We start from the raw sequence: 12,775 nt of genomic DNA on the forward strand, positions 1-12,775 counted from the left end.
GCAATAAATCCAACATGGTTTGCGACATATCGCGAAGCGATATTCTCAAACCAATGATTCGTTCTACGAACCAATCATTTAAAAGTGGCTCCCCCTGCAAGACTTAACGGGGCCGCCTAGGCTTGCGACAAATCGCGAAGCGATTATCCCAACCTAATAACATCTCATCTTTCGACAAGACATTAGAAATTTGGCTCCCCCTGCAAGACTTGAACTTGCGACATACGGATTAACAGTCCGCCGTTCTACCAACTGAACTAAGGGGGAATCTCTCAAAGCGGGGCGAATCTTAGCTATCGTCTCGTAGGCTGTCAACCTCTCAAACACTACAAAATGACGATTTTAAATCATCTGTTTAATGTGCGATCAAAGTTGGCTGCTTTTTTGTTCTGTTGGATGAATATGCGTCAGATTTAAGCTTGGATCAGTGTTGGCTTAAGAAATTCTCTGATTGTATTAGCGAACATCACTTTCGATTGAAGAATGCTGTTTCCAGCGGTGCAGAAAATCGCCGTGACTTAGATTGGTTAAAAAGTAACCGCAGCAATGTCAGTTGAGCGTTTAAGGGTATCTATATTGAGCCAACTATCGCTTTCGGCTGGTTCAAAAACTTTGTGATGTAGCTCTCATTGGCGCTTTTGATGTGGGATCGGTCTATTAAGGGAGTATTTAATGAAAAATACATTGACATTACTAAGTGCTTTTAGTGATTGGTTCGACAAAGGTTACCCACAAAATCTGTGGATAAGTGTGTTAATCAAGACTTTTATCCCCATTTAAAGATCCTCTTTGGGATGGAAATGTGGAGTAATATGAATATTGTTGGCGAAAATCAAGTAAACAACAGTGTGTTGAGGTGTTTTTTGATGATATTTTCAATTGCCAGCGATAAATTGAGTTGTACACACTTTTACGTTTTAAAAACGTGCGCAGTTTTCAGTGTCTTGTTTGCGATGACCCAGTAAATAAGACAAGCTGAGAAGAGCAAGAACTATCAAAAGGAAGAGATTGTGGATGCTTTACCCAAATTGGACTTAAAAGGGAAAGTTAGCGACATCGAGTGGCAGCGCCGTGTCGATCTGGCTGCTTGTTATCGTTTGGTTGCTCATATGGGATGGGATGACCTCATTTATACCCACCTCTCTCTTCGTATCCCAGAGACTGATAACTACTTAGTCAATGCTTTCGGCGTCGCTTTTGATGAAGTGACTGCATCGAACCTCGTTAAGGTCGATTTAGACGGCAACATTCTCGATGACTCGCCATTTACTATTAACCCTGCGGGGTTCACGATTCACAGCGCGATTCACGAAGTGCGTCACGATGCCCATTGCGTTATTCACCTGCACACTAACGAAACCATCGCGGTGGCGACGCAAAAGGAAGGCTTGCAGTCACTGAGCCAGTATTCGATGTTTTCACTTCCTTCATTGTCCTATCACGGCTATGAAGGGCTTGCGGTCAATGATGCAGAACGTAAACGCCTTCAAAGTGACCTTGGAAATACCAATCACATGCTGCTGGTTAATCACGGTGGTTTAACGCTTGGGCCGACGGTGGGTGATGCCTTCATGCGTTTTTATGATATGCAACGTGCTTGTGAAGTACAGCTAATGTTGCAGGCGGCAGGTAAAGACACCATCGCGGTGCCTAAATCAATTCAAGACAATATCGTCGCTCAAGCGAACGTGGTGCATTCCGGCGCGACGGGTGGCCAAAAGGCTTGGCCTTCATTATTGCGTAAAGCATGGCGACTCGACCCGAGTTTTATGGATTAAACGCCTCTCCCCGAGTGGAAGGTAGAAAGCGATAACCCTATTGGAGTACAAGGATGAAAGTAACATCAGTTGAAGTGTTTGATATTCATTGCCCGGATCGTGCAACGTGGAATCCGGTGTTTGTGCGAATTCACACGGATGAAGGGATCAGCGGTGTCGGTGAAGCGGGTCTTGCTTACGACTTAGGCCATAGCGCTGCCGCGCACATGGTGAAAGAAATGGCAGAAGCCTTTCTGATTGGCCATGATCCTTTCCAAACTGAAAAGCTATGGTCGCGTATGCTGCGTGAAAGCTTTTGGGGTTTAGGTGGCGGCCCTGTGGTGTATGCCGCGATGAGTGCGATTGATACGGCGCTTTGGGACATTAAAGGCAAGGCGCTTAATGTGCCTGTTTACCAATTGCTGGGTGGCAAGGTCAACGACACGTTGCGTACTTACGCTTCTCAGTTACAGTTTGACTGGGACAAAGATTTCAAGGCACTTTCTCAGCCTGAGGAATATGCGGAAGCGGCGTTAAAAGCCATCGCGGAAGGATATGATGCCGTGAAGGTTGATCCCATCATGTATGACAAAGATGGCAACACCTATTACGAGCGAACCAAAATTATCTCCCGCGGTGAAATGAAGTTGTATCGCGCGCGTATGAAAGCGATTCGTGAAGCGGTTGGTGATGAAGTTGATATCATTTTTGAATGCCATAGCCTACCGGGTGCGACAACGGCTATTCAACTTGGCGAGATTGCCGAAGAATTTGACTGCATGTATTACGAAGAGCCCGTCAACTATCTCAATCATTCTTTGCACGCTAAAGTGGCGGACAAAGTGAAGGTGCCCATTGCTGGTGGTGAGCGTTTGTATAACCGCTGGGGTGTGAGACCGTATCTGGAAGACCAAAGTATTGATGTTTTGCAGCCGGATATTGGCTTATGCGGCGGTTTTACTGAAACCAAAAAGGTGTGTGATTATGCGGATATCTTTGATGTGCGTATTCAAGCGCATGTTTGCGGTGGTCCTGTTGCGACTGCTGCCTCATTGCATTTAGAAACGGCGATTCCTAATTTCTTGATCCACGAGCATCATACTTACGCGATCAAAGCGTGGAACCGTGAATTGTGTCTTCAAGATCCACAGCCTGTTAATGGCTTCTTCCAAGTGTCAGAAGAGCCTGGTCTCGGCATTGAACTGAATGATGAAGTGGTGAAGCGTTCACCGCATATGATCATCAAGTAAAATTTGCTTCGCATGATAAAAGTAAAACAACCCGCTTAAATGCGGGTTGTTTGTTTTTGCACGAAAATCGCTGAAAGTAATTTGCCGGGGGATATCAAAAGCCATAGAAGCGACGAGCATTCTCATTGCAGAGCTTTGTTAGCAAGGCCTCCGAGTAAGGAAGCGATAGGTAATCGTGCCATAGCTCGTCATAACGTGCTCTAAACAGCGTCAGTGGAAAATTGCTCGCCAGCATGATTCTGTCTTCGCCAAATAGCGTGACTAACGAAGTTAGCCGATCTTGTATCGTGGAGAGGGGATAGTGTCGATCTGACATTTCCCAACCAGACGCCTTGACCGACAGTGAAGGCAATACGGCTAAGGCCTTCATGTTTTTGTCCCACTCCAAATGTTTTTCCGGTGGTGGAAAACCAGCATGGTTTAACGCCAAGCGCAGGGTAGGTAAGGCATTGGACATTCGAATGAATGCGTTAACGGCTCCTGTATCTTGCGCGTCGAATTGCGCCTCGAAAATCAGCTTCGCGTCAGCAATCTGCATCAAGTTAGTATGTACTGTGTTCATGGCGAGCAAAGTGACAGCATCGCTGTCCAAAATATGCCGAACACCGACCAAGCTTTGGTATTGCCCCAGTTTAGCTAACTGCTTTGCAAAGGCGCTTGGTGGCAAGGTTATATCGACACATCCAATGCTCTTAAATGGCAACGCGCAGGTGCTTTCTAACCATGCAATTTCTCTCCACGGCGCGTCATTATCAAACCCGGCTTCAACATGAACGAATCCGCAGAGTTGATGAGGCGCAGATAGCGTCAAATCAGCGTCAGAAAAATCACGCTGGATCGTCGCTTTATCACGCCAATGCGGAGCATTACCTGAACGAAGCCAATCATATTGTCCAAGTGAAAGATCGAACAGATGTAAGTGAGGATCAATAATCTGCATCGTTATTGCGCCGTGTAGCCGCCATCAACGGCATGTAAGCTGCCGGTAATGAAACTGGCTTTGTCGCTGGCTAAGAACACGACAAGGTTTGCGATTTCTTCAGGCTGAGCAATACGACCGAGTGGCTGGAGGTTTCCTTCTTCTTTATGTATTTCGTTTTTATCAGCGCCAGAGCGGGCACAATAGCTGTCGATGGCCTTGTGATAAAGCGGCGTTTCCGTTGTGCCTGCGCAGACAGCATTAGCACGAATGTTATATTTGGCGTAATCCAGCGCGGTGGTTTTTGCCATAGAAGCGATAGCGTGTTTGCTGAGGTTATAAGCAAAGGAATTTGTCTTTGCGATAGTGCACTGATCAGAGCCCAGTAACACAATGCTGCCTTTGTTGGTCGCTTTCATGATTGGCAAGCAGGCGCGAATGGCATGGTATGCGCCTTTTACATTGATAGAGAAGACGCGATCTAAGTCCGCTTCGCTGGTAGCTTCTATGTTTGAACTAAAATGAATGCCTGCATTGCATACCAGAGCATCGATGGTGGCTTCTTTTGCCAACACTGTCTCAACGGCTCGGTTCACGGCGTCAGGGTCGGTAACATCACATGCCACCCAGTTTCCTGATGCGCCTTGTTGAAGATCCAAGCTATAGGCGGTGTAACCTTCTTCGATGAATCCCTCAACCACGGCAAGACCAATACCGGCTGAACCCCCTGTCACTACTGCTACCTTATTCATTTTATTCCTCAATGCTTGAGTGGAAACCATTACGCATTGTTTCCATTGCTTATGACAGTGATGATCAGCGGCTTACTCAAGGATGTCAACTGACTCAATGTCTTGCTACGGGTAAAAGAAAATGAGGGATTTGGGTTTGTCAGCGCTTTGTCAGTTGACTTAGTTCAGCCAGAGCGGAAAATGAACGGTTCGAGTTATTAGCCACGGACGAATCATGGGTAAAGCCTTTAACTTACATTCGCCATTCAAACCTGCGGGCGATCAGCCTGCTGCCATCAGTCAGTTACTTGAAGGTTTGGACTCGGGGATTGCGCATCAAACTCTGCTTGGTGTGACGGGATCAGGAAAAACTTACACCATGGCCAATGTGATCGCCCAAACGGGGCGGCCTACCATGATATTGGCGCCCAACAAAACGCTGGCGGCTCAACTCTATGGGGAAATGAGAGAGTTCTTCCCTGAGAATGCCGTTGAGTATTTCGTTTCTTATTACGACTACTATCAGCCTGAGGCTTACGTTCCGTCGACGGATACTTTTATCGAAAAAGATGCGTCGATTAACGAACACGTTGAACAAATGCGCCTGTCTGCCACTAAAGCGTTGTTGGAAAGGCGAGATGTGGTGATCGTGGCATCGGTGTCAGCGATTTATGGTCTTGGTGACCCTAACTCTTACCTCAAAATGATGCTTCATCTACGTCGCGGCGACATGATTGATCAGCGCGCCATGCTGCGACGTCTTGCAGAAATCCAATATAGCCGAAACGACCAGGCGTTTACCCGCGGTACGTTCCGTGTTCGCGGAGAAGTGATTGATGTTTACCCTGCGGAATCTGATCGCGACGCAATTCGCGTTGAATTGTTTGATGGTGAAGTGGAATGCATCAGCGTGTTCGATCCATTGACAGGTGCAATTTCTGAACGCGATTTGCCGCGTTGTACGATTTATCCTAAGACGCATTACGTCACCCCTCGTGAGCGTATTATTGAAGCCATTGAACACATCAAAGTGGAATTGGTTGATCGCAAAAAAGTACTGCTTGAGAACAATAAGCTGATTGAAGAGCAGCGAATTTCGCAGCGCACTTTGTTTGATCTCGAAATGATGCAAGAACTCGGTTATTGCTCTGGCATCGAAAACTACTCGCGTTATCTCAGTGGTCGCAATGATGGCGAGCCGCCTCCGACTTTGTTTGATTACTTGCCGGCTGACGGCTTGCTAATTATCGATGAGTCTCACGTCACCGTGCCGCAGATCGGTGCTATGTATAAAGGTGACCGCTCGCGTAAAGAGAACCTTGTTGAATACGGTTTTCGATTGCCATCTGCCCTTGATAACCGTCCGATGAAATTTGACGAGTTTGAGTCTATCGCACCACAGACCGTGTATGTTTCAGCGACACCGAGCGCGTATGAAATTGATAAGTCAGCGGGAGAAATCGCTGAACAAGTAGTGCGGCCTACAGGCTTGCTGGATCCTGAAATCGAGGTTCGCCCTGTCGCGACACAAGTTGATGACCTTCTCTCAGAAATTCGGATAAGAGAAGCCATACAAGAACGTGTGTTAGTGACAACACTGACCAAACGCATGGCGGAAGATTTAACGGAATACCTTGAAGAACATGGGGTGCGTGTGCGTTATTTGCACTCGGATATTGATACCGTGGAGCGTATCGAGATTATTCGCGATCTTAGACTTGGCAAGTTCGATGTATTAGTCGGTATTAACTTGTTACGTGAAGGCTTAGATATACCAGAAGTGTCGCTGGTGGCCATATTGGATGCAGATAAAGAGGGCTTTTTGCGTTCTGAGCGGTCGCTTATTCAAACGATTGGTCGTGCAGCACGTAATTTAAATGGTAAAGCGATACTCTATGGCGATAAGATCACGGGTTCTATGCGTCGTGCTATCGATGAAACTGAACGACGTCGCGAAAAACAGCAAGCCTACAATGTAGAACATGACATTGTGCCGCAAAAGCTCAACAAGAAAGTTTCCGACATCATGGAGATGGGTGGAAAGCGCAAACCAAGGGTATCGTCTTCACTGAAAGCGGTTGCAGAGGAAGATGCGGCTTACATGAGCAAATCACCACAGCAAATTGAGGCGCGTATTCAGAAGCTAGAAGCGCAAATGTATGAGGCAGCTCAAAACCTAGAGTTTGAAACCGCAGCGGGCCTGCGTGACGAAATATCAACACTACGAACGCTGTTTATCCAAAATAGCTAAAAAAAAAGCCAACCGGAAAATGTCGGTTGGCTGTCTTGTTTCAGTGAACGAAGTGCTCACAAACAACGTCAGTTGGCTAGGTGACCCAGAAGGGTCATATTATTAAATGCATTTACCATGCCAATTTTTGTTGTTGCATGATAGCGTATGATTTCTTGATTCAGCGTTAGGTAATCGCAATTTCTTTTGCATTTTGCAATGCAAAACGCATACGTTTTAGCCTTATTATTGAAATTCAGCGTTATACTTGGTACAGGCTTTTTAATACAAAGATAGTTTTTGGGAATTAATGGCGAGGGTTCAATGCTAGATTCTGGCGCCAAAAAACAAATACTGATGGTGGAAGATACCGCATCAGTAGCTGCACTGTATAAATCCTATCTCAACCCGTTAGATGTTGATGTTGAGATAGCGAGTACGGGTCAACAAGCGCTTGATTGTTTTTCTTCAGGCCACACATTTTCACTGATATTACTTGATCTGCGTTTGCCGGATATCTCTGGTTTTGATGTGCTTTCAGAGATCAGAAAACATCAACCTGAGATCCCTGTTGTTATTATGACAGCGCATGGCTCAATTGATGCTGCGGTTGAAGCTTTGCGTTATGGCGCGAGTGATTTCCTTATCAAGCCATGTGAAGCTGACTTACTACGAGTGACTGTCAATAACGCTCTGAAACCAAAGAGTAAAATGAGCGGGCAGACACCGGAAGGCTCATATTATGGGTTCATCGGTCACAGTGTACCGATGCAAGCGGTATATCGTGTTATCGACTCTGCGGCACCGAGTAAAGCGACTGTTTTTATAACCGGTGAAAGTGGAACAGGCAAAGAGGTTTGTGCCGAGGCTGTCCATGCTGCTAGCTCACGTGCGAAAAAGCCATTCGTTGCGATTAACTGTGCAGCGATCCCCAAAGATTTGATCGAGAGTGAACTGTTTGGTCATATGAAAGGGGCCTTTACTGGTGCGGCTTCAGAGCGTGAAGGTGCGGCGGAAATGGCAGATGGCGGCACCTTATTTCTTGATGAAATTTGTGAGATGGATTTAGATCTTCAATCCAAATTGCTGCGTTTTATTCAGACTGGCACCTTCCAAAAAGTGGGTTCTTCCAAAGTTAAACAAGTTGATGTCCGGTTTATCTGTGCAACGAATCGCGATCCTTGGGTAGAGGTGAACAAAGGTAATTTCAGAGAGGATCTCTATTACCGCTTACATGTTATTCCACTCGGGCTACCGCCGTTGCGTGAGCGTGGTGACGACGTTGTAGACATTGCACAGTCACTATTGCTTATGTTTGCAATGGAAGAAGGTAAGGATTTTCGTTCGTTTAGCGAAGGCGTAATTCAGCGTCTGCTTAGCTATGAATGGCCTGGCAATGTCCGACAGCTACAGAATGTCATTCGCAACATTGTTGTGTTGCACAACGGACGTGAAGTGACTGAACAAATGCTTCCGCCACCGCTTTCTCTCGTTTCTGGTGTCAAACTTGCATCTAGTCCTGCAATAAGCAGTACTCATGCAAAAATCGATCAAGTGCGTGATAGTGGATTCTCCGCTGCAACAGTGATGTTGAAGCAAGGAGTAATAAGTAAAGCTGATATCGAACCCTTGTGGTTGGTTGAGAAAAGAGCAATTCAAATTGCGATTGATGCCTGCGATGGCAACATCCCTCAAGCCGCTGGTTTACTCGAAGTTAGCCCATCTACCATTTATCGTAAGCTGCAGAGTTGGCAAGAATCACAATAAAAGGAAAATGTTTATGGCGTCCACGGTGAACCATGAAACGCTGCGACGGCTGGCAGTTGAAGTGGGTGAAGAGACGGTATCTTCTCTTCTTGTGGTGTTTAGCGATGAACTGAGTCGTTATTCAGATGAGTTGTCCGAAACGCCTAGTGTGTTGCAGGTGCGCGAAATTAGTCATGCAATCAAAAGCAGTGCAGCGAGCTTTGGCGCAGATGAACTCGCAGAACTTGCACGTGAATGCGAATCACGTGTCAAGTTAGGTCAAGAGTCATGGGTTCATGCGCAGCTTCCGCGCTTAACCTCGATGCTCGATGGCACCGCTTCACAATATAAAGCGTTAGCCGGCCAACAAAATCTTTTTGATAGCTAGGGACAGCTTGTCTCTATCATGTCTCCACTGGTGGTTGGCGGACGCCATGTCCTCCACCACCTGTTGATAGTTTTCTTCGACGTCGTCATCAATATCTGGGCCAAGTACCAGGTCTATGGCTCGCCCACCCATTGAACGTTCACACCATGTCAACATTGTCTGTAGAGACATTGACCCAGCCGGGCCCGCTTCTTTTCCAAGATTACGTACAAACACCACTTTTGCTTCTGTTTGCTTAAGCGCTCTACTGATTTCAGGGAGTAAAAGCGGCGGCATCACACTGGTTAAAAAGCTGCCAGGACCAAGTATGACAAGATCGGCGTCATGGATGGCTAGAACCGCTTCTTTGGTTGCCGGCACGACAGGCTCTAGCATCAATCTGGCGGGTGGCTCAGAAAGGTCGTCGACATCCGTTTCACCAGAGATCATTTGCCCTGATCTCGTTTGCGCGGCGAGATCGGCGGGATGCTCAGACATGGGGACAATGTTGGTGGATACTTTCAACATGTCACGAATGAGATTTATCGCTTCAAGTGGTCGTATGGACAAATTATCCAATGCCGTCAGCATCAGGTTTCCCAGATTATGACCGTCTAACTCACCGTTTCCTTTGAATCGATATTCGAAAATCATCGAGCCAATAGAAGGCTCAGTGATCAGCTGATTAATACAGTTTCGTGTGTCTCCCCAAGCAATACCACCCTGACAGGCTCGTATTCTGCCCGTCGAGCCACCGTTGTCCGTGGTTGTCACGATACCTGTGACATCTTCACCGTACTCTCCGAGCGCAGATAACATGCGCCCTAGACCATGCCCACCACCGATAGCTACGATTATTGGTTTTCTATTTTTATTCGTCATCGTTTGTAATTTATTTTTATTGTCTACAGCAATAATAAGGCATGGATCGTAAAAGGGTCACATTCTTCTGTGTTTCATTGATTATTTTGATTTTTTGATCACGTAACGTGAAAAAAAGACCAGATGCGTCTGGTCTTTTTCTTTTGAGAAATGGATGTTGAGTCTTAGTGAGGATCTTTCATTAGGCTGAGCAAGTATTCAGCGGTGTCGCTACATGAATTAGCAGCCATTAACACCTGTTTTTCACTGGCAGGTATAGGCAAAAGTTCTAGCCAACGTTGGCACAACCAGCTTAGGTTTTCGAAATTAGGTGCTTTGTGCAAAGAACTCAATTCTGGGTAGCGTTCAAACATAATTTGCAAACGCTCGGCCAATGGCGCTGCATCGTTGCTGACTGCTCGCTCTGGCCACTTTGGCAATGTTTGACATTGAGCTTCTAAAATTCCGACATCGTTTTCCTTGATACTGTCGATCACAAAGCTTTCATGACCACAGACAGTAATGGTTAGTGCGCCGTCTTCGTTAGCCATATTAAAATCTTCAATCGTGACTCTTGTGCCGATACCTGCCCCGATAGGGCTGGTTTCATCCATGCACACGCCAATATCCAATCCGTTTTGCATGGCATATTTTACAGTATTCAATTGCTCCCCTGGCACCACACGAAGTGGAAGGCGGCCAGAAGGTAAGATATGACGGTTGTTAAACAGGATTGGTAGTGTAATTGCCATCGTGAGCTCCCGGTCATATTCTGCGCGCTTTTTTGTTTGGGCGTTATGCCTCTGCGCTGCTCATTATTTTTAATATCGGAACTGCTTAGATACCCGTGTCTTTCAATCCAGACTGCAATTTCAATGCCCACACGACAAACACTGTTTTTAGGCAACGCGTATGAAAGAAATTGCAAATTGCATTTCAAAATTGCGAATTTTGGAAATCAAAATGCTAACGACTTTCTGATGCCATACTCTATAGAGTGTATGCTCACTTTCACGACAATGAGCGATAAAGTGGCTATCTCTCTTGAAGAGCCATGAAAATTGTCATTGTATAGATTGAGAACAGATTGTGCTTTATGGTTGTGTGTTGGGTCTGTTTGTGTTTTGAGACGGTAAGCATTTAGTTACCAAGCTATCGCCTCAAAGCAAAAGTGGATGTCATTCCTTGTTACTGAATGACATAGTTTGCTAAATTAACGAGTAATGCTTGAGGTCGCGTGAAAAAGCGCCTCACACGTAAATAACTCCGAAGCCTAGTTCGCTAAGTTCTCCTGAATAAGGGGATTAGGCCGTGACATTATGTCACCAGGGCGGCCATAGAAATGTGTCCGTCTCCCGTATTTGGAAAGGTGTTTTGTGGCTGTTCAATTTCAAGATTCTTTCGATCGCAAATTTTACTATTTGCGATTGTCTATTACTGATGTCTGTAACTTTCGGTGCACCTACTGTTTGCCGGATGGTTATCGACCCTCCCAGAAGAATTCAAGCTTTCTTTCCCTTGATGAGTTGCGTCGAGTGGTTGCGGCGTTTGCTGATTGTGGAACGTCTAAAGTCCGTATAACCGGGGGCGAGCCGTCTCTGCGCAAGGACTTTACTGACATTATTTCTATGATTGCTGAGCAAGACGGCATCAAAAAGGTGGCGATGACGACGAACGGCTACCGTTTGGCGAAAAATGCTCAGGAATGGCGTGATGCAGGGCTGACTAACATCAATGTCAGTATTGATAGCTTAGATCCTCGCATGTTTCATCAAATCACCGGTGAGAATAAATTTCATCAAGTGATGAAAGGGCTCGATGCTGCCTTTGACGCGGGCTTTGAACAAGTAAAAGTCAACGCGGTTTTGCTCAAAGACTTAAATAGCGGAGAATTGCCAGCCTTCTTACGCTGGATAAAAGACAAGCCAATTCAGCTGCGATTTATCGAATTGATGCAAACTGGAGATATGAACTCTCTGTTCGAACGCCATCATCAATCTGGCATTTCCATTCGCAACCATCTGATAGCGAATGGCTGGATAATGAAAGTGCGTGAACAAAGCGATGGTCCCGCTGAAGTCTATTGCCACCCAGATTATGTGGGTGAGATAGGCCTTATCATGCCTTACAAAAAAGATTTCTGTCATTCATGCAATCGTCTGCGTGTATCTGCGGTAGGCAAACTTCATATGTGCCTTTTTGGAGATTACGGCGTGGAATTGCGTGATTTGTTGCAAGACAACACACAGGAACCTGAATTGATTGCGCGTATCCAAGGCCAACTCGCCAATAAGAAACAAAGCCATTTTCTTGACCAGGGACACACGGGTATGACCCCACACCTGGCATCCATCGGCGGCTAACGCTGTCTTAGAATTATTTCGTTGAGGTTCAAATTTTATGGGTCACGCTGTTACTGAATTTACACCGGCTAAGATTGCGGTTCTGACTGTTTCAGATACTCGTACCGAGGAAAACGACACATCGGGCCAATTCCTGGTGGATGCATTGAAAGATGCAGGACACACATTGGCTGACAAGCAAATCGTGATTGATGATGTCTACAAGATCCGTGCAGTCGTTTCACAATGGATTGCTGATGAGAACGTTCAAGCTGTGATGATCACTGGCGGTACAGGCTTTACATCTCGCGACAGCACGCCAGAAGCATTGAAACCGCTCTTTGATAAAGAAGTCGAAGGGTTTGGTGAGTTGTTCCGTGCTATTTCTTATGAAGAAATCGGCACATCGACGATTCAGTCTCGCGCCATTGCGGGTTTTGCTAATCACACGGTGATCTTTGCGATGCCGGGTTCAACCGGCGCATGCCGCACAGGTTGGACGGGTATCATTAAGCAACAGCTTGATGCGAGTCATCGCCCATGTAACTTCATGCCGCATTTGGGTCAATAAT

General features: G+C 46.2%; 11 protein-coding genes, 1 tRNA gene and 1 riboswitch. Of the genes, 7 read left to right on the forward strand and 5 right to left on the reverse strand.

The features are described from left to right. Positions 1–191: 191 nt before the first annotated feature. Positions 192–267, reverse strand: a tRNA-Asn gene (locus tag A1OO_RS05015). A 743-nt stretch (positions 268–1,010) separates the two neighbouring features. Here A1OO_RS05015 and A1OO_RS05020 point away from each other — a divergent pair. Together A1OO_RS05020 and A1OO_RS05025 are read left to right on the forward strand one after the other, a co-directional pair. Continuing rightward, positions 1,011–1,778 carry a class II aldolase/adducin family protein gene (locus A1OO_RS05020; protein WP_016961487.1) on the forward strand — a complete coding sequence of 256 codons (768 nt, stop codon included), beginning with the start codon at positions 1,011–1,013 and terminating at the stop codon, positions 1,776–1,778. A 53-nt stretch (positions 1,779–1,831) separates the two neighbouring features. Then, positions 1,832–3,007: a mandelate racemase/muconate lactonizing enzyme family protein gene (locus tag A1OO_RS05025; protein ID WP_016961488.1), complete on the forward strand. Its 1,176-nt coding sequence runs from the start codon at positions 1,832–1,834 to the stop codon at positions 3,005–3,007. A 94-nt stretch (positions 3,008–3,101) separates the two neighbouring features. Here the strand turns inward: A1OO_RS05025 and A1OO_RS05030 are convergent, their stop codons facing one another. Next, on the reverse strand, positions 3,102–3,947 hold the full coding sequence (locus tag A1OO_RS05030) for an amidohydrolase family protein (RefSeq protein WP_017004809.1): 846 nt from the start codon (positions 3,945–3,947) through the stop codon (positions 3,102–3,104). A 2-nt stretch (positions 3,948–3,949) separates the two neighbouring features. Next, entirely contained in the window at positions 3,950–4,678 is a 729-nt protein-coding gene (locus A1OO_RS05035) for an SDR family NAD(P)-dependent oxidoreductase (RefSeq protein WP_016961490.1), read from the reverse strand. A 214-nt stretch (positions 4,679–4,892) separates the two neighbouring features. Between A1OO_RS05035 and uvrB the strand changes: the two genes are divergently transcribed. The 3 genes from uvrB to A1OO_RS05050 all read left to right on the forward strand — a co-directional run bounded on the left by uvrB (position 4,893) and on the right by A1OO_RS05050 (position 9,021). Next, a complete protein-coding gene (gene uvrB / locus A1OO_RS05040) occupies positions 4,893–6,908 on the forward strand; it encodes an excinuclease ABC subunit UvrB (RefSeq protein ID WP_016961491.1) in 2,016 nt (671 codons plus the stop codon). A gap of 303 nt (positions 6,909–7,211) precedes the next feature. Then, a complete protein-coding gene (gene luxO, locus A1OO_RS05045; RefSeq protein ID WP_016961492.1) occupies positions 7,212–8,654 on the forward strand; it encodes a quorum-sensing sigma-54 dependent transcriptional regulator LuxO in 1,443 nt (480 codons plus the stop codon). 13 nt (positions 8,655–8,667) lie between these two features. Beyond that, positions 8,668–9,021: an Hpt domain-containing protein gene (locus A1OO_RS05050; RefSeq protein WP_016961493.1), complete on the forward strand. Its 354-nt coding sequence runs from the start codon at positions 8,668–8,670 to the stop codon at positions 9,019–9,021. Here A1OO_RS05050 and yvcK read toward each other — a convergent pair. After that, complete coding sequence (gene yvcK / locus A1OO_RS05055; protein WP_026024049.1) at positions 8,989–9,882, reverse strand: uridine diphosphate-N-acetylglucosamine-binding protein YvcK; 894 nt, start codon at positions 9,880–9,882, stop codon at positions 8,989–8,991. The two genes, A1OO_RS05050 and yvcK, sit on opposite strands and share 33 nt — an antisense overlap. Positions 9,883–10,046: 164 nt before the next feature. Continuing rightward, on the reverse strand, positions 10,047–10,613 hold the full coding sequence (locus A1OO_RS05060; RefSeq protein WP_016961495.1) for an LON peptidase substrate-binding domain-containing protein: 567 nt from the start codon (positions 10,611–10,613) through the stop codon (positions 10,047–10,049). A 500-nt stretch (positions 10,614–11,113) separates the two neighbouring features. After that, positions 11,114–11,249: riboswitch (molybdenum cofactor riboswitch) on the forward strand. Here A1OO_RS05060 and moaA point away from each other — a divergent pair. Further along, positions 11,238–12,224: a GTP 3',8-cyclase MoaA gene (moaA, locus tag A1OO_RS05065; RefSeq protein WP_016961496.1), complete on the forward strand. Its 987-nt coding sequence runs from the start codon at positions 11,238–11,240 to the stop codon at positions 12,222–12,224. (Overlaps the previous riboswitch by 12 nt.) Before the next feature lie 37 nt (positions 12,225–12,261). After that, positions 12,262–12,774 carry a molybdenum cofactor biosynthesis protein B gene (gene moaB / locus A1OO_RS05070; protein ID WP_016961497.1) on the forward strand — a complete coding sequence of 171 codons (513 nt, stop codon included), beginning with the start codon at positions 12,262–12,264 and terminating at the stop codon, positions 12,772–12,774. Position 12,775 lies beyond the last annotated feature (1 nt).

The sequence above is a fragment of the Enterovibrio norvegicus FF-33 genome, from assembly GCF_000286835.2.
GTDB lineage: Bacteria > Pseudomonadota > Gammaproteobacteria > Enterobacterales > Vibrionaceae > Enterovibrio > Enterovibrio norvegicus_A.